The organism is Paenibacillus sp. FSL H7-0323 (genome assembly GCF_038002725.1).
GTDB lineage: Bacteria > Bacillota > Bacilli > Paenibacillales > Paenibacillaceae > Paenibacillus_AQ > Paenibacillus_AQ odorifer.
This window is the reverse complement of the sequence record NZ_JBBODB010000001.1, coordinates 5,612,538-5,631,488: the sequence shown is the minus strand read 5'-3', so window position 1 is coordinate 5,631,488 and position 18,951 is coordinate 5,612,538. Positions and strand designations below refer to the sequence as shown.

The 18,951-nt window shown below is 44.8% G+C and carries 11 protein-coding genes, 3 rRNA genes and 3 riboswitches; of the genes, 1 reads left to right on the top strand and 13 read right to left on the bottom strand.

Going from position 1 to position 18,951, the window contains the following annotated elements; genetic code table 11:
* Nucleotides 1-26: 26 nt before the first annotated feature.
* Entirely contained in the window at nucleotides 27-830 is an 804-nt protein-coding gene (locus MHH89_RS25305; protein WP_076282752.1) for an AraC family transcriptional regulator, read from the top strand.
* A 221-nt stretch (nucleotides 831-1,051) separates the two neighbouring features.
* Here the strand turns inward: MHH89_RS25305 and MHH89_RS25300 are convergent, their stop codons facing one another.
* The 13 genes from MHH89_RS25300 to MHH89_RS25240 all read right to left on the bottom strand — a co-directional run bounded on the left by MHH89_RS25300 (nucleotide 1,052) and on the right by MHH89_RS25240 (nucleotide 18,553).
* The gene (locus MHH89_RS25300; RefSeq protein WP_076128451.1) at nucleotides 1,052-2,239 is read right to left on the bottom strand and encodes a DUF4179 domain-containing protein; all 1,188 of its coding nucleotides are present in this window, start codon (nucleotides 2,237-2,239) and stop codon (nucleotides 1,052-1,054) included.
* Nucleotides 2,214-2,801, bottom strand: coding sequence for an RNA polymerase sigma factor (locus MHH89_RS25295; RefSeq protein WP_076128449.1), 588 nt, complete (start codon nucleotides 2,799-2,801; stop codon nucleotides 2,214-2,216). The genes MHH89_RS25300 and MHH89_RS25295 overlap by 26 nt, the downstream gene beginning before the upstream one ends.
* A 196-nt stretch (nucleotides 2,802-2,997) precedes the next feature.
* On the bottom strand, nucleotides 2,998-3,750 hold the full coding sequence (locus MHH89_RS25290) for an acyl-[acyl-carrier-protein] thioesterase (protein WP_076219763.1): 753 nt from the start codon (nucleotides 3,748-3,750) through the stop codon (nucleotides 2,998-3,000).
* A 238-nt stretch (nucleotides 3,751-3,988) separates the two neighbouring features.
* Nucleotides 3,989-4,105 (bottom strand): 5S ribosomal RNA (gene rrf, locus MHH89_RS25285).
* Between the two features lie 128 nt (nucleotides 4,106-4,233).
* Nucleotides 4,234-7,157 (bottom strand): 23S ribosomal RNA (locus tag MHH89_RS25280).
* 232 nt (nucleotides 7,158-7,389) lie between these two features.
* A 16S ribosomal RNA gene (locus MHH89_RS25275) occupies nucleotides 7,390-8,947 on the bottom strand.
* Together the 16S, 23S and 5S rRNA genes form the textbook arrangement of a ribosomal RNA operon.
* Nucleotides 8,948-9,314: 367 nt before the next feature.
* Entirely contained in the window at nucleotides 9,315-10,124 is an 810-nt protein-coding gene (locus tag MHH89_RS25270; protein WP_038568647.1) for a transglutaminase-like domain-containing protein, read from the bottom strand.
* A gap of 13 nt (nucleotides 10,125-10,137) precedes the next feature.
* A riboswitch (cyclic di-GMP riboswitch) is annotated at nucleotides 10,138-10,218 on the bottom strand.
* 74 nt (nucleotides 10,219-10,292) lie between these two features.
* A riboswitch (cyclic di-GMP riboswitch) is annotated at nucleotides 10,293-10,375 on the bottom strand.
* A gap of 113 nt (nucleotides 10,376-10,488) precedes the next feature.
* Nucleotides 10,489-11,154, bottom strand: coding sequence for a class D sortase (locus MHH89_RS25265; RefSeq protein WP_256715867.1), 666 nt, complete (start codon nucleotides 11,152-11,154; stop codon nucleotides 10,489-10,491).
* 102 nt (nucleotides 11,155-11,256) lie between these two features.
* Nucleotides 11,257-11,664, bottom strand: a complete 408-nt coding sequence (locus tag MHH89_RS25260; RefSeq protein WP_076130538.1) for a GtrA family protein — start codon at nucleotides 11,662-11,664, stop codon at nucleotides 11,257-11,259.
* Nucleotides 11,651-12,631, bottom strand: coding sequence for a glycosyltransferase family 2 protein (locus MHH89_RS25255; protein WP_036679898.1), 981 nt, complete (start codon nucleotides 12,629-12,631; stop codon nucleotides 11,651-11,653). Before MHH89_RS25255 ends, MHH89_RS25260 begins: the two co-directional genes overlap by 14 nt.
* A 97-nt stretch (nucleotides 12,632-12,728) precedes the next feature.
* Complete coding sequence (locus MHH89_RS25250; protein WP_076307898.1) at nucleotides 12,729-14,507, bottom strand: phospholipid carrier-dependent glycosyltransferase; 1,779 nt, start codon at nucleotides 14,505-14,507, stop codon at nucleotides 12,729-12,731.
* A complete protein-coding gene (locus MHH89_RS25245) occupies nucleotides 14,497-16,752 on the bottom strand; it encodes a glycosyltransferase 87 family protein (RefSeq protein ID WP_076130536.1) in 2,256 nt (751 codons plus the stop codon). Before MHH89_RS25245 ends, MHH89_RS25250 begins: the two co-directional genes overlap by 11 nt.
* A gap of 400 nt (nucleotides 16,753-17,152) precedes the next feature.
* Nucleotides 17,153-18,553, bottom strand: coding sequence for an NCS2 family permease (locus MHH89_RS25240; RefSeq protein WP_036679893.1), 1,401 nt, complete (start codon nucleotides 18,551-18,553; stop codon nucleotides 17,153-17,155).
* A gap of 122 nt (nucleotides 18,554-18,675) precedes the next feature.
* Nucleotides 18,676-18,775: riboswitch (purine riboswitch) on the bottom strand.
* Nucleotides 18,776-18,951: the final 176 nt, after the last annotated feature.

Here is an 18,951-nt window from a genome sequence, read left to right as displayed (position 1 = left end):
TATTAACTGTTATGGGAGGACATCTCTTGAACAATCGCCAACTAATCATTCAAGCCTTAGATCTCATTGAGGATCGCTTAACCACGATTCTTCCTGTAGCTGTCCTCTCCAAAGAAATGGGATACTCCCTTTATCATTTCACCCGTCTATTTCAAACAGTCACTGGGATAGCACCCGGAGACTATATAGCCAGACGCAAAATCACTGAAGCAGCCTTAGACATTCATCGAATGCCAGAACGTTCACTCCAGGACATCTCCTTAGACTATAACTTTAGTAACTATGAGACCTTTACCCGTGCCTTCAAAAGAATGCTGCACACGACTCCCTCTCTTGTTCGAAAAAGACTTACTGAAACGAAACTCCCTTTGCTCCCTAGACTATATGAACAGGATCTACTTCAAGTCCTTTCTGATAGTGATCTCTCCCCCCAGCTCGTTGATTTCGGAGAAATTATACTTCAAGGACCCGTAGTTAAAGTAGACCTAGATTTCTCCGTCATTTCTGATACTTGGCCTTTGCTTTTCAATAAGGTAGCCACTATATCGGATAGAATACAGCCTGAAAAATATTATCAGCTTGGCTTCTGGCCAGATGACTATGAGAGTAATGGGTTTTCGATCATGTGTGCCTGCGAACTTAGTCCTATAAAAGCAGACCACAATCAGACTTTCCCCCTTCAGATCTTACCACCCATACGTTATCTGAAATTCATCCATAAAGGCCGCTCTTGTGATATCCCTTCTACCTATAAATATATCTACGGAATCTGGCTGCCGAAAACAGAATACAGGATGTCCATTCCATTTGAATTGGAATATTATGGTTAATTGTACCTTGGACCAGATAACGAAAACTCGGTGAGTGAAATCTACATTCCATTAGAATTTTTACAAGAAGAGACTACGTTGTCGTCTTTTATAGATGACAACCGTTACTCTTAGAAATATAAAGATATTATAGTTTTTCAGCTTATAAATTCTCATTTTTTAACAAAAAGCCCGTATCTGCTATGCAGACACGGGCTTCTTTTTGCTTATGGGATTAATAGTTACTTTTGCTCCACCTGAATCGTTTGTTCAAGCTCCGGATAATAATGTTTAACTTGTTTTCCTTCTTCATCCCTTAATGCTTTATGATTTTCATCAATGGAGTAAGTAAACGGCTTAACTGTAATTGTCTTTGGTGTTTGCGCGAACGGTATGAAATCTTTGTCTACCAAAGGATAGACTATAGCTGGCAAGTTAAATGAACCACCCGATGAGAACGCATTACCTAGTTCATCAACGATTTCATAGAACATTTCAGAGGTTGTGTATCCATCCTTTTCTTTCACAGTTGGCGCTTTACCTTCTTCGCTGAGCTGTAATCTGCTTGTGGCTGGAGTTAATTCCAGCTTGGTAATCGTATAACTGAATTCTTCTGCCTCTTTTGTTTGGTTCAGATCAAGCTTGATAATTCCTTCCGTTACTTTTTTCACCGGCACCTTGATTACAAAAGGCTCTGCAATTTGTGTAACCGGCACACTGATGCTTAATTCAAATTCATCCCCCAAAGCCTCTATATTATTTAGATTTCTGTAATCGTATAAAATAGCATTCTTTTTTCCCTCAACATCACCAAAAGATGACATTTGGCTCTCCAGTTTTTTCCCATTCGGCAATTTCACTTCTGCTGAACCCAACAACCCTTTTTCGGACTGGTTCATTGTCACTTTCGCATGTTGTTCTGTTAGCGATGGATCGAACTCAATCGGTTCAATAATCATCTCAGCCATCATCTTATCATTATCAATGCCTTCCCGTTCAATCGCAAAAGCCAACCGCGAGCCGTCATAATAGGCATCGGTAACCTTTAAGGTCACTCCATCATGGGTAACGCTTTGGTTAGGGGCAGTAGATAATCCTTTTTCCTCAGCAGCATTTAGACCTTTATCGTCAATCCCCTTAAAAATACTTCCTACAACAGGAATCTGCTTCAATGTTTCAGCCATGACCGGGGATACAAATCCGCTACCGATTATCCCCGCACCCAACACTGCTGCTGCCGAGGCAGCCACCAATGATTTTTTCAGAAACTTATTTCCATTCTTTCTTGACGCTCGTTTTTCCATTCCCTCGTCTCCTATTCGCTTCATAATTGAATCGCTGAAACTGTCTACCGGCATTTCATGATTTTGGAATGTTTGACGAATGTGCTCCATCTTCTGACTTTCAGTTCGATCTTGCCATTTCTCCATGAGGGCTGCCTCCTTCATTCATTCTTTGCCGGACTAACTTTTTGCGTAGACGTTCAAATTTCTTGCGTAAAGTAGCTGAATTACAATCCATAATCTGACCCATTTCTTCAAAGCTGTACTGCTCAACCACCTTAAGAATCAGGAGATTACTCTCTTCGGCTGTCAGGTCATCCATAAATAACTTCTGCAATGGCTCCTCATCGTTAGGATTATAATAGGCTTTGGGCTGCTGCTCTTTATATAGCGACAACAGACGGTTTCTTCGCTTGCGTTTGCGAACCTGATCCAGACAATGATGATAGGCCACTTTATACAGCCATGCACTAAAAGAGACTCGTTTCTCATAACGTCTGAGTTCCTGATACACTTTTACAAATATATCTTGCACAGCATCCTCTGCTTCTTCATGACTTCTCAAAATATAATAGCAATACGTATAAATCTTTCTTTCATAGGCTTGTATTATAGTTCTATAGGCTTCGCGGTTACCCGCAAGAACCTGATCGATAGCCTCTTCAATTATTGTTTGATTCACTTGGACCCCGGGGCTGCGACGTTCCAAAGAATCACCTCCTTGTTATTGACTACAACTATATAACGAATGTGATCCCTTTAATTGTGACAGGCTCAAAAAAATTTTCCAAATATGTTAGAAACATCATCCGTTTTCAATAAAAAAAGCGATTGCCCCGATTGATGTTCGGAGAAATCGCTTTTATAATAATATTCCATATTTATAAATTACTTACTTATTCGTACTATTGGACACTTTTTAACGCTATACATGCTTCAAAATATACAGTATCACTATTCTGACCGCGTACATATATACCATCATCCGTTACAGCTGAACGTAAAATAGTCAGTTCATCCCCAAACTTAGCTTCTTGTAGATAAGTAATCCGGAAGCGTGTGAACTCTGCATTATCCCATTCCGCTAAAGTGAGCGCATCACAACATAAATCCCCGTATCGGGCATTATTCAAATGTCCGTTGCTGTCCAGCCCACTATATCTTACCTGATACCGATAAGCTTCTTCCATAGTAATATCAGAAGGGATCGTTACCTTAACAGGCATATCGCCTACTGAATCGCCATTATAGTGCTTAACCTGTACTGGAAGGGCATTCGGTCTAAGTATCTTTCTCTTCTCAATATCTACTAAAGCCCATATGGATCGTGCTGTGGCGATTTCTATATGATCTGCATCGAAAATACGATAATCCCGTTGCCACAGTGCCCCTTTAGTGCCTTTACTCCAGGTATGTACGCTGAGCACATCATTCGGGCGGGGAATACGTTTAAAATCAAGATCTAACGTAATCATCATCCAGCCCATTCCTGCATTCAGAATTTCTTCCACACTTATCCCCAAATTACCCACTGCGAAGTCTGCCGCACATTGCATGATATCCAGAATAAAGGATAACTTACCCTGCGAACGATAATCCGTGTCGCTCGCATGTACAGAAAAATCTTCTATCCACACAAGATTGCTACTGTTGTCCATTGTTTATCCTCCTGCCATGCAAAATATCCTTGCATTTACTTGAAGTATCCACATATACCACTGCTCTATCCACATAAATTGGGGACTACTTTCATTTTTGAATATATTTTATTATTTCATCCACATGTTAGTAACTTTTATAATTCCGTTAATTCCCCATAACTTATCCACATTATTTAAATTAAGTGATAAAGGGAACAAAAAAGCCATTGTTGATAAATCAACAATGGCTTCGTGTGCTTGGCAACGTCCTACTCTCCCAGGACCCTTCGGTCCAAGTACCATCGGCGCTGGAGGGCTTAACGGTCGTGTTCGGGATGGGTACGCGTGGAACCCCTCCGCTATCGCCACCAAACATGCGTCTGTGAAACAGACGCTGCCGCGTGAAATTCAGTTCATCACCAGAAGTGACAATGAATTTCTAAGCGTATTTCAGGCTTGATGCCTGAAAACTGAATCCGAAACGAATCTGCATTCTACGTATAGGATAAGCCCTCGACCGATTAGTATTGGTCAGCTCCATGCATTGCTGCACTTCCACCTCCAACCTATCTACCTCGTCGTCTTCAAGGGGTCTTACTAATTGGGAAATCTCATCTTGAGGGGGCTTCACGCTTAGATGCTTTCAGCGCTTATCCCGTCCGTACGTAGCTACCCAGCCATGCTCCTGGCGGAACAACTGGTGCACCAGCGGTACGTCCATCCCGGTCCTCTCGTACTAAGGACAGCTCCTCTCAAATTTCCTGCGCCCACGACAGATAGGGACCGAACTGTCTCACGACGTTCTGAACCCAGCTCGCGTACCGCTTTAATGGGCGAACAGCCCAACCCTTGGGACCTACTTCAGCCCCAGGATGCGATGAGCCGACATCGAGGTGCCAAACCTCCCCGTCGATGTGGACTCTTGGGGGAGATAAGCCTGTTATCCCCAGGGTAGCTTTTATCCGTTGAGCGATGGCCCTTCCATGCGGTACCACCGGATCACTAAGTCCGACTTTCGTCCCTGCTCGACTTGTAGGTCTCGCAGTCAAGCTCCCTTATGCCTTTGCACTCTGCGAATGATTTCCAACCATTCTGAGGGAACCTTGGAACGCCTCCGTTACTCTTTAGGAGGCGACCGCCCCAGTCAAACTGCCCGCCTGACACGGTCCCCGTACCCGGTAAGGGTACTAGGTTAGAACCTAGATACGATCAGGGTGGTATCCCAACGGCGCCTCCACCGAAGCTTGCGCTCCGATTTCTACGGCTCCCACCTATCCTGTACAGATCGTACCCAAATTCAATATCAAGCTGCAGTAAAGCTCCATGGGGTCTTTCCGTCTTGTCGCGGGTAACCTGCATCTTCACAGGTATTAAAATTTCACCGGATCTCTCGTTGAGACAGCGCCCAAGTCGTTACGCCATTCGTGCGGGTCAGAATTTACCTGACAAGGAATTTCGCTACCTTAGGACCGTTATAGTTACGGCCGCCGTTTACTGGGGCTTCGGTTCATAGCTTCGGGTTACCCCTAACCACTCCCCTTAACCTTCCAGCACCGGGCAGGCGTCAGCCCGTATACTTCGCCTTGCGGCTTCGCACAGACCTGTGTTTTTGCTAAACAGTCGCTTGGGCCTTTTCACTGCGGCCCCCTCGTGCTATTCACACTACCGGGGCACCCCTTCTCCCGAAGTTACGGGGTCATTTTGCCGAGTTCCTTAACGAGAGTTCTTCCGCGCGCCTTAGAATTCTCTTCTCGCCTACCTGTGTCGGTTTGCGGTACGGGCACCTTCTCCTGGCTAGAGGCTTTTCTTGGCAGTGTGAGATCATGACCTTCGCTACTACAATTTTCGCTCCCCATCACAGCCCAGCCTTATCGATGTGCGGATTTGCCTACACATCAGCCTCACTGCTTAGACGGACATCCATCAGTCCGCGTCACTACCCTCCTGCGTCACCCCATCGCTCATAGCGGATTACGGTGGTACAGTAATTTCAAACTGTTGTCCTTCGACTACGCCTTTCGGCCTCGCCTTAGGTCCCGACTTACCCTGAGCGGACGAGCCTTCCTCAGGAAACCTTGGGCTTTCGGCGGATCAGATTCTCACTGATCTTTTCGTTACTCATACGGCATTCTCACTTGTGTAGTGTCCAGCGCTCTTTTCAGTACACCTTCAACCCCTACACAACGCTCCCCTACCCCAGATACATAGTATCTAGCCATAGCTTCGGTGGTGTGTTTAGCCCCGTTACATTTTCGGCGCAGAGTCACTCGACCAGTGAGCTATTACGCACTCTTTCAATGGTGGCTGCTTCTAAGCCAACATCCTGGTTGTCTGTGCAACTCCACATCCTTTCCCACTTAACACACACTTGGGGACCTTAGCTGATGGTCTGGGCTGTTTCCCTTTTGACAATGGATCTTAGCACTCACTGTCTGACTCCCGGCAATAAGTATATGGCATTCGGAGTTTGACTGAGCTTGGTAATCCTTGCGGACCCCGCACCCAATCAGTGCTCTACCTCCACTACTCTTATACCGAGGCTAGCCCTAAAGCTATTTCGGGGAGAACCAGCTATCTCCGAGTTCGATTGGAATTTCTCCGCTACCCCCACCTCATCCCCGCACTTTTCAACGTACGTGGGTTCGGGCCTCCAGTGCGTGTTACCGCACCTTCACCCTGGACAGGGGTAGATCACACGGTTTCGGGTCTACGTCCACATACTAATTCGCCCTATTCAGACTCGCTTTCGCTGCGGCTCCACCTTCTCGGCTTAACCTTGCATGTTAAACGTAACTCGCCGGTTCATTCTACAAAAGGCACGCCATCACCCATTAATAGGGCTCTGACTTTTTGTAAGCACACGGTTTCAGGTTCTATTTCACTCCCCTTCCGGGGTGCTTTTCACCTTTCCCTCACGGTACTGTTTCACTATCGGTCGCCAGGTAGTATTTAGCCTTAGCAGATGGTCCTGCTGGATTCATACGGGGTTTCACGTGCCCCGCACTACTCGGGATCCGTCTCGGAGAGAACACAGTTTGGGCTACAGGGCTTTTACCTCTATCGCGGGCCTTTCCAGACCTCTTCACCTACCATATTCCTTTGTAACTCCATGTGAGACGTCCCACAACCCCTAAGAGCAAGCTCTTAGGTTTAGGCTGTTCCGCGTTCGCTCGCCGCTACTGACGGAATCACTATTGTTTTCTCTTCCTCAGGGTACTTAGATGTTTCAGTTCCCCTGGTCTGCCTCTACATACCCTATGTATTCAGGTATGAGTAACTGCGAATTACCACAGCTGGGTTTCCCCATTCGGACACCCCCGGATCAAAGCTTGCTTACAGCTCCCCGAGGCAGTTTCGTTGTTCGCCACGTCCTTCGTCGGCTCCTGGCGCCTAGGCATCCTCCGTGTGCTCTTATTAGCTTAACCTTGATTCTTCCGAAGAAAAATCTCACTAATAACATTTACTTGTTTACACAAGTTGCTAAAAGATGTTCTAAAACGCAAATTCGTTTCGGTATCCAGTTTTCAAGGATCAAGTCTTACTTGAGAGCTTAAACTCTCAAAACTGAGCAACGAGTGAGTAACAGGCCTAAACCTGAGTTTTGGAAGCTTAGCTTCCGATTTGAATGTTCTCATTGCAGAGAACGATTCTCCATAGAAAGGAGGTGATCCAGCCGCACCTTCCGATACGGCTACCTTGTTACGACTTCACCCCAATCATCTACCCCACCTTCGGCGGCTGGCTCCCTTGCGGGTTACCCCACCGACTTCGGGTGTTGTAAACTCTCGTGGTGTGACGGGCGGTGTGTACAAGACCCGGGAACGTATTCACCGCGGCATGCTGATCCGCGATTACTAGCAATTCCGACTTCATGCAGGCGAGTTGCAGCCTGCAATCCGAACTGAGACCGGCTTTGATGGGATTGGCTCCACCTCGCGGCTTCGCTTCCCGTTGTACCTACCATTGTAGTACGTGTGTAGCCCAGGTCATAAGGGGCATGATGATTTGACGTCATCCCCACCTTCCTCCGGTTTGTCATAAGCAGTCACTCTAGAGTGCCCAGCATTACCTGCTGGCAACTAAAGTTAAGGGTTGCGCTCGTTGCGGGACTTAACCCAACATCTCACGACACGAGCTGACGACAACCATGCACCACCTGTCTCCTCTGTCCCGAAGGCCGCCACTATCTCTAATGGATTCAGAGGGATGTCAAGACCTGGTAAGGTTCTTCGCGTTGCTTCGAATTAAACCACATACTCCACTGCTTGTGCGGGTCCCCGTCAATTCCTTTGAGTTTCAGTCTTGCGACCGTACTCCCCAGGCGGAGTGCTTACTGTGTTAACTTCGGCACCAAGGGTATCGAAACCCCTAACACCTAGCACTCATCGTTTACGGCGTGGACTACCAGGGTATCTAATCCTGTTTGCTCCCCACGCTTTCGCGCCTCAGCGTCAGTTACAGCCCAGAAAGTCGCCTTCGCCACTGGTGTTCCTCCACATATCTACGCATTTCACCGCTACACGTGGAATTCCACTTTCCTCTTCTGTACTCAAGCCACCCAGTTTCCAGTGCGACCTCAGGTTGAGCCCAAGGTTTAAACACCAGACTTAAATAGCCGCCTGCGCGCGCTTTACGCCCAATAATTCCGGACAACGCTTGCCCCCTACGTATTACCGCGGCTGCTGGCACGTAGTTAGCCGGGGCTTTCTTCTCAGGTACCGTCACTCCGGTAGCAGTTACTCTACCGGACGTTCTTCCCTGGCAACAGAGCTTTACGATCCGAAAACCTTCATCACTCACGCGGCGTTGCTCCGTCAGGCTTTCGCCCATTGCGGAAGATTCCCTACTGCTGCCTCCCGTAGGAGTCTGGGCCGTGTCTCAGTCCCAGTGTGGCCGTTCACCCTCTCAGGTCGGCTACGCATCGTCGCCTTGGTGGGCCGTTACCCCACCAACTAGCTAATGCGCCGCAGGCCCATCCCTCAGTGACAGATTGCTCCGTCTTTCATTCTTCTCTCAGGAGAAAAAAGAAATTATCCGGTATTAGCTACCGTTTCCGGTAGTTATCCCAGTCTGAAGGGCAGGTTGCCTACGTGTTACTCACCCGTCCGCCGCTAAGTTGTTTTGAAAGCAAGCTTTCAAAACAACTCCGCTCGACTTGCATGTATTAGGCACGCCGCCAGCGTTCGTCCTGAGCCAGGATCAAACTCTCCAATTAGTATTGAAAAGAGCGATATGCTCATTTTGAAACATCTGACGAGAAAATTAATTCTCTAATTTTGGATTTCACTTACGTGATTTCCCACTCACTCGTTGTTCAGTTTTCAAAGATCAAGTTCTCGTTGGCGCCGTTTAATGTCTCAGCAGCAACTCTTATAATATATCATGTTGTTTTCAGAAATGCAAGCTTTATTTTTCGAAGCTTTTTATCAGCCTCGTCTATATCGCCTGTACGCTGTCTAACAACGCTTACCTATAATACCCCAACTATTAATAGAAAAGCAACCCCTAATATAAAAATAAACAACTAGCTTAATAATTAAGCTAGTTGTTTATTTAATAGAGTTATGTTTCTAGCGACGAACTTAATAGTATTTTGCCGCAGTATATTTGCTTGAGGCTTTAATTAAATCGGTTTTCTTATCACTCTTTGCAAGTCCTGCATCCACTGTAGTATCAATGGTAACCCACTTCCCATTAAGCAACACTTCGTTCCATGCATGATATTGCGTAACGTAGCTTGTATTCCCCATTACCAACTTAGCAGGAACATCTACACTCCGCAGCATTGCGGCAAAAAGAGAAGCGTAATCATAGCAAATCCCTTTTTTAGTAGTCAATGTCTTATCGATGCTTGGAATATAATCAGTAGTTACACTATTAGCAAGAGAGTAATCATATTGTACATTCGCAACTACATAGTTATAGATCGCTTTAACTTTCTCTTCGTCTGTTGTTTTGCCTTGTACTAATTGTTTAGCTTTGACAATCGCTTTATCAGAAGAACTCCATTTCACATTCTGTACGGAGCCCAAATATACGGAATTCGAGTCACTCATGGTTACGTCTACTACTTCGGAATATAATGCTTTGTATTTATTACCGGTTGTGTTCTCCAGAACAGAAACCTTATAAGTCCCATTTCCTTGTTGCAAAGGGAAGTCCTCAGCTTGTCCAGAAGCATACAAGTTATATGTATAGCTGCTGTTATCTTTGGTGATCATGAGTTTGATTCTTTTATCTTTCGGAATATCATAGTTAATACCAATAACACCTTGAGCCACTTTGGATGTAATCAACCAGCTGGCATCTGCACTTGCAGCTTGAGCTGTACTTACCGGAACTGAAGTCATTAGGACGAACAACGCCACCAGCATAAAATAAACCTTTTTCACGGATAAAACTCCTTTCGGTAGCTGGCTGCCATCCTTTCGGGAAGGCCCTTTAGCTTTGCGTCCCTACCTTTCGATAGGTTTGCCGTTATCGTATAAGCTCTATCTGTTCTAGCTTTACTAGATATAATTGATAGAATCCATTTGAAACAAACAAAAAAAGCCTCTTCATTCGGTAGCTGGCTGCCATCCTTTCGGGAAAAGGCCCTTTAGCTTTGCGTCCCTACCTTTCGGAAGGTTTGCCGTTATCGTGTTTAGCTTTCATAGTATAATACTATCATATTTATAATTGTGAACAAGACCTAATTTACTAGATTACCCATTATTTTATAAATATCTCCCGGTATTTGTGTTTTCTTGTCATTCACTATTCTCCTTTTGTTAATTTGGCATGAACAATCAGACGATGCGTTGGATTCACTAGCGGATCACATGTAATCAGAGTAAGAATCTTATCCTTGTCATTCCCGTCAAGAACGGAGACATCACTCGGATCTACAACAGAAATATCGTATACCTCATAGTTAAACACCTGATCACTAGTCTTTACCGTGATAACATCCCCCACAACAACCTCATTCAATCTGTTAAACAAACGACCCGTAGTTCGAGCCCGATGCGCCGCGATTGCAGCATTCCCGATCTCTCCAAGGGGTGCCGTTTCTTTCATATGGGCTGCAGCATGTTTCATATTAGCTTTTGTAGCCCCTTCTAATACAGGCAGCTTCAAATCAATCTTATCGATTTCAATTAGTGCGATTACTTTGCCACCGACTTCAATCTCCGGTTCAGGCTTTTCTGTCTCTTGGAGTTGGGGCTGTGCCTGGGCATCCAGAACCGATTCCTCTGCTAACAGCTGAGTAACTTCAGCATACCTGCTCCTCAGATCTGACTGGGGAGTACTATCGGCAGTGCTTAGTTCAGCCGTTTCTAATAACTTCTCCTGCTGCCTGTCGTTGTACCATTCGTTAGCTGTCGGATATAACATAATAAGTATCCCAGCCAGTATGAGTAGATAGGAGAATTTACGCAATGTTATTCACCTCCGTATATTGTTTCTATGGTTATATACAAATCAAGCAGAAACAGCTACTTGCCTTTAAGCATAGCAACTCCTTCTGCCTGAAATTAATGTTTAAAATACCCATTTACGACTTCCAAAGAAATTGATGATCACCGTGATAAAGGTAACCAGCACCTTCGAGATCAAGACTTGAATACCTAGTTTGTCTGTCAACAGATGCATTAGCAGCAGTGATATTCCGAGCACTACCAGATTCAGCACGATAAACTTGACCAGCTGCACGCGGTCGAAGCCTTCTTTATTCCCCCGGTTGCGATCACGAAAGGTTACTTTTTTATTCAAAATAAAGCTATTCGCCGTGCCTGCACTATAGGAGATCACCTGCGCCAATGCGTATACCATCCCTAGTGAATTCAACAATGTAAAAATCACAAAATCAATAAGCGTATTGAGCAAACCTACGGCATTAAATTTGAGGAACTGTATGAATGCAGCGCGCAAGTTCTTATCTGACATCATTGTGGTCCTTCCGGCGGTCCAGTTGTTCTTCGTTCTGGTAGCCTTTAGTCTCACTAACAATATATAGCGGTCTATCTTTAGACTCGTCATAAATCCGTCCGATATACTCCCCAATCACACCCAACAGCATCAGAACAATACCGTTAAAGAGCAGATTGACACCTACAATGGAAGCCCAGCCCGGAACCGTCCAGGAGGTGAAAAATATCCTTTGGAACAAGACGAAAAATAAATAGAGAAAGCTAGAAAATGAAAGAAAGAATCCAATATACGTAGCAATCTTAAGCGGCTTATGTGAAAAAGAGGTGATGCCATCTAACGCAAAACGAATCATTTTCTTCAGCGGATATTTGGTTTCTCCAGCAAAACGTTCTTCCCTTTCATATTCCACCATAGTCTGCTTGAAGCCAACCCAGCTCACCAAACCTCTGACATAGCGGTTCTTTTCTTTAAGTCCCCGCAGGACATCACATACCTTACGGTCAATAAGACGGAAATCGCCTGTATCCGTAGGAATATCTACACTTGTCATACTGCTGAGCAGGCGGTAAAAAAGCTTCGCGGTGACCTTTTTGAACATCGTTTCTCCGTGGCGCTTCAGGCGTTTCGCATATACAACGTCGTAGCCCTCTTTCCACTTCTCGATCATTTGCAGAATGACCTCCGGAGGATCCTGAAGATCAGCGTCAATAACAACAACCGCTTGACCTTCGGCATAGTCCATGCCAGCTGTAATCGCTACCTGATGTCCGAAATTACGCGAGAAGTCAATCAGCTTGACATGCTCGTCTCGTTCACAGATCTCCCGAATCATCTGGGCGGAACGATCACGACTGCCGTCATTGACGAAGACCAGCTCATAAGTATCGCCGCACTCGTCCATTACTTTTTTCAAACGTTCATAAGTATGGCTAATTACTTGCTCCTCATTGAACATGGGTACAATCACACTATATCTGGCTTTCACCTTTATTCCTCCTACAAGCTTTTTGGAGCGTTACATCCATCTACACTTCATAATAACGCTGCATGCATAAACTTATTTTATAGATTTTTATTAAATCCTAGAAAACCCAAGTTGGGAACCAACGCAGCATATCTTTCACGTAATCTCCACTGACCTGCATCCCTGACAGTACCGGGTAGAAAGCGATAAAGAGCAGCAAAGCAACGGCTACATAGACATACTGTACGTAACGGGCCTCAGGGAATTTACTATCCAGCAACTTCATTATATATACAATACCAAGAATCATAAATGGAACCATAGCAAAATAATGGTAAATAAATGTTTCTCTTGGGACAAGCATCCACGGAACATATTGCGAGAAGAAGGCAATCCAAATCATGTAGAGATTCTTATCTTTACGTTTCAGCGTAATCCACAGTGTTGCCAACATCGCAAAAATACCCGTCCACCAGATAAGCGGATTCCCCATAGTCACTATACTGCTGACCTGACCTTCCGGCAAACCTTCACCGCCGCTAAAGAACCAGACCGGTCTCTTCATAAACGGCCATTGCCACCATGAGGAAGCAAAAGGATGTGTAGCTACAAGCTGGCTGTGGTAGTTGTACATATTCTTTTGGGAATCAATCAAACCTTTTATAGTGAAGCCCTCTGCTGATGCAGATAACCCCGGCACAAAAGATAAGCTATAAATAATTACTGGAATAATTACAAAGAACCCGATACAACTAGCCAACGTAATAATAGTCTTTTTCCAAAAAGAATCTACTGCTTCACGACAGGTGCCCAGCAATTCCTTGTCTTTAATCTTCCCCTCTGCCAGCAGGCGTCCGGAGGCTTGGTATTCTCTGTAGCGTTCAAAAAGGGAGATAGCCAGCATAATGGCCAGCCCTGCTCCTCCATAGAGCACAATCCATTTCGAAGCTACGCCGATTCCGAAGAATAAGCCAGACCAGAATAACGGAATTAATGTTTTTCTTAAAGGCTGCTTGTAGAAATTCATTGTGTAATACCGCTGCATAAAATAGAACATCAACATAATGAAGAATACTCCGTATACGTCAATCGTGGAGATTCTTGTCTGTGTGAAATGCATGAAATCCAGTGCAAACAATCCTGCCGCGAGGGAGGCGTATTTGCTTTTCTTAAACAAACGCAGCGCCATTACATATATAAGAGGTAACATGGCAACTCCGAACAAGGTTCCGATAATACGCCAGCCGAATGGATTGACTCCGAACAGCTCCATACCTATGGCAATCAAAAGCTTGCCAAGCGGTGGATGCGTATTCTCGTAAGGCACTATCCCGTGTGTATATTCATAAGCTGTTCGCGCATGATAGATCTCGTCAAAATAAGTACTATTCATAAAGTTAGAATATTCCGGAATGAGCGCCTGCTCGTCAAAAAGATTGGCCGCTGCTCCTCTTTTAGGTACAGCGTTAGCATCCGGTGTCACACCGGCAATAGGAAGGGGGATTCTTTCTCCCCCCTGCTCATAAAAGGCCATTTCGTTCAAAGTGAACCCTGGAGAGGTAACTGTAAACTTCACATATCTCGCAGTAACGTTCAGGGGTTGGCTTTTCCAGATGAAGACATTCCCAACATCCTCACTGACATCCATCGGACTGCTCCAGACCTCAGGATTGTCGCTGAATTCCAGCTTGAACTTACCCGTGCCCACGCCACCAAAGATATTGACCCGTTCCAATGGTTTACTCTGCCCCAAATCTACATAGAAGCTTTCACCACTGGCAGCAGGCTCCCATAAGGTCTCTGGAGATTTAGTAGAGCCAAGATTATATAAAGCAAGCGCTGCGTAAACGGCCGTGATAGCTATTATGCATATCCAATCTATACGCTTAAACTTCATCGTTAAATCGCCCTCCCTTCTGATGCGGTTTAATTTGCCCGACAACTCTCAAATCTTCTTCATACTGTTCTTCCGGTGTAATTGGTGCTGGAAGAGGTTTTATTCCCTTGCGGACATACACATCGTATCCGATATTCAGCATATAAAGCAGCAATGCTAGATTAGCTATAGCAGTCACTAATACGATTCCGTCTGCACCCGGGCTAACATCTGCATTCAGGTGGGATAAGGTGTACGCCACATTGATGTATTGCGTTAAGCTGAATCCGAGAAATAGCGATAAAAAGCGGCGGTCCCGACTTTCTATATAAGTAAACAAACAAAGAATAAGAGCAGGGAACATATAACGTTCATGCATTTTGGTGCCAAGCACAAAGACCACTACTATAAGCACCATCCCGATAAAATAGGATTTGGTCAGGTCCAAGCGATCCTTTTTAAAGGAATAAAATGCCGCAACAGCTACAGCCACTAAAATAAATATGAAGCCCCATACACGGTATGGAATGCCAAGCCAGGTTAGATCAAGGGATGACCACATCGGATCAGTCAGTGCATACAGATTAAATGCATTCACTGAAGAATACGGATAGGAAGATAACGTACTCTTGTAAAGATCAATAACCCCTACCAATCCTCCGTTATTCCAGAAAAACGGTGCCGCAAGCAATCCGAAGATCCCTAATCCATACAAAGCTCCGAATCCAAGCTGCTTCCAAGCGCGGTGATGATAAAAAGCAAACAACAATACCGGCGTGAATATCAACGCTTGCGGTTTAATTAGCGTCGCTAAGGCAAACAAAATTGCGGAGCGGACAAACTTTTTGTTCGCAGCGCCATGGATACTGAGCAGCAGGAAGATCAAAAAGAATGAATCTGCTTGTCCCCAAGCCGCTGAATTAATAAGTACCGCTGGGTTAAACAGAAACAACAACATTAAGCCGAAAGCTATTCCTGTGCCGAGTTTTTTGCGTGACATTTGATAAATGAAGTAGCCGAGCACCAAATCAGAAAGGATCGCAGGGAGCTTGAAGAGCAAATTCTCTCCACCTGAGCCCTGAGTGAATCCTAAAACGCCACGAATGGCGCTAAGCACGTACAATATGTACAAATATCCAGGAGGATAATCGGCAAAATAACCTTCTTCATAAAATTTGCCAGGACCTAAATCCACCATACGCTGTCCCCAAGAAATAAAGGTATTCATATCATTCTGATAACCTTGCGCGGTAAGACCAATCCACACCCTCAGGATAAAAGCAATTCCGATGGCAATGCTCAGCCATTTGGAATAAATATTCTCAGGCTGCTTCATAAGCTTCTCACTACGGAATGCCTTAGTATAAAGCACTGCAAAAAACACGCTAAACAGCGCTGAAATCAGCAACATCTTAGTTGGAGATACTTTATGTGGAGTGTCTGCCTTTTTGTCGCCGGCATCTGGACTAACCGCTGAACTATCCAGCGAAATAACGTTAGCCCCTTCGGGAGCCGCGTCTAATTTTTCTACAGCAAAATCATCAAAATAAGCCTTACCTTGAATCAAGCTAGAGTAGCCGCCCAAACTTGCGCCTATACCAAATGACTTCTGCTCCGGTCCTGTCTGGCCGATATATTCAAGATAGTGCCATTCACCTGCCGTATCAGTTACGCTGGGATACCCCCCGCCTACTCCAACGGCAAGAATGTTGGCGCCCATTCCCTCCCCTGCTGTACTTACTACTTTGATCCATCCAGAGATTTTATAATAACTATTCGGCGTAGCCTCAATCGTCTGCACCCATTTCGAATGATTGGGCTCGATATTCTCAATGACTGCCGCCTTGCTGCCGGAATGAACTTCCTCCGATTGGATTGAAAGTAGAGCTGAGTTGTCTCCTGAAATCCACATATCCTTAGTCCAGTTAGAAGGCGCATCATCTCCCCCCTCCTCAAAGCCAGGGTTCTGCAATAGATTCCCCTCTGCATAAATGCTTGTTACAGGAAGCACAAACAATAACAGCATCAATACAGTCATTACGGCCGCACGTGTACTCTTGATCATCGTCCCAACCTCACCTCGTCCTATATTCATCTTAGTCCAGCCAAAAGCATATCCCTTCTGAAAAACAACTCCCGAATTAGTGTATTTCACCGTTGCTAAGAAATCATTTGGATTGATTTTCTCATAAAAGAGCATATAAATATAGGGTATGTTAACCTTATCTGGATCGCAGACCCTTCCATCCACAATATTCCATTCCATAGGATCGCCCTAAGCTTCAAGGCTCTTATATAGACTCTTATATAGAATAGAAGAATCGCAGTGGCTAAAGCAAATACCGGAGCAAAAAAACAGGCCATTCTATCAGCATAAAGCGAGAGAACTAACAAAATGGTAAGACCATAGGACCATCTAGGGGTTTGAAGTATTTTCAGTACAAAATAAACAGAGATCAGGATCAAGGAGGGAACAAATTGGACTCTAACGCCAAGGCTGCCTCGTCCTGAACATCACCTCTTCAACAATATAATCTAAATCATAGATGATGAAAAGCTAGAAACATAGACTAGCCTGAATGGTTAAGTGCCAACAAAAATATAAAAAAAGGGCCCCCTCAGTTATGAAGGAGCCGTTGAATGCACATCTGTATGCTATATATGAGTTAGCCCGCACTACCAAGAAATACATAACGGAGAATAATCAGAATAGCAAGTACCCACATCATCCAGTGAATATCGTATTTTTTCTTGCCAGCAAGGTTAGCTACACAAGCAAGGATTACATAAGTTACGATACCAAAGGAAATACCATTAGCAATATTATAAGTGAAAGGCATGATTACTAGAGTAAGGAACGCTGGAATCGCAACAACCATATCTTGAAAATCAATTTCGCGAATCGATTGTGCCATGAGCACACCTACGACAATCAATGCTGCGGCTGTAGCAGATCCAGGGATCAGAGCCACTATTGGTGCAAGGAATAACGCAAGCAAGAAGCACACACCCGTTGTTACAGCTGTAAGACCTGTACGTCCACCTTCAGCAACACCTGCCGCGCTTTCTACAAAAGCAGTAGTAGTGGAAGTACCCAATGCCGCACCACCAGCTACAGCGATGGCATCGACAAACATTGCATTACCTACACGTTTGTTACCTTCTTCAGGGTTGTCCATAATACCAGCGCGTTGAGCAGTACCTACAAGTGTACCAAATGTATCGAACAATTCTACAAAAGTGAATGTTGCGATTGCTGAAACAATACCGGTGTGCAGGATACCGTCCCAGTCAAATTCGAAAAAGTTCAATTGCGTCAGGTCAGGCACCCAAGGGGTTGTCGGACTGGACAAAGAGCCAAAATCAACTACACCCATCAGTATACCCGCGAGGGTTGTACCCAAGATACCGAATAAAATCGCACCTTTAACTTGCAGTACCATCAGGATGGAAATAAGAAGCAATCCGATAATTACCAACTGTACATCAGTGTTCTCTAGACTACCCATATGAATGATTGTTTCAAAGGATAGGACATCTGTGAATGTATTGGCGGAAATATCTTTACCAGCTTCGACACCAATCGTCATCAAACCACTGTTCTTAAGCCCAAGGATTGTAATGAACATCCCGATACCTACGGTAATGGCATGCTTCAAGCTGTCAGGAATGGCTGTCAGTAAGATCTGCCGTACTCGGGTAACCGTGAGCAGGATGAAGATCAAACCGGAAATAAATACTGCGGTCAGACCCATTTGCCAAGTGAATGGATGTTCTGAGGTTGCAGAAGACAAAATTACGGAAGCAAAGTATGCATTAAGTCCCATACCTGGTGCCAATGCTACTGGAAAGTTTATAAACACGCCCATTGCAATGGTGAAAATACCTGCTGCCAGCGCAGTCGCTAGAAATACAGAGTACCAGCCCATATCGATGCGGCCAAATGCTGTTAATGTGCTCGGATTAACCGACAGGATGTAAGCCATGGCCATGAACGTAGTCAAGCCGGCCATTATCTCTGTACGTACTGTAGTGCCGTTCTCTTTCAACTTGAAAAACCGATTCAAATTGTTCTCCCCCTAAGGTATGTTGTGGCTGACAGCAACAAAAAGCCGGTATCTGATCGACACCGGCTCGAAAAAAAGAGTAGCACCCATGACTATAGCCCTAGATTCAGGACAATACGGGTTGCTCAGCTCTTCTTAATCGTAGCCAGGTCATTACGGTGACCTCGTAGAAACTTCCAGGCCTATTCCCGGAAATATACGAAAGAATTATGTTGTTGTGCTTTATCATTTTAGGTGGACATCACATAAGTTGTCAATGAAAAAAGCGAACATTTTCGACTTTATTTTTTCTATTGTTCGTAATTCATACATTTTTATCTTTAACTTCAACCCCAAAATCCTTTAAATCATGCAGCTTATTAACTATCAAAAGACTTATCAAATGGGTATTTTTCCCT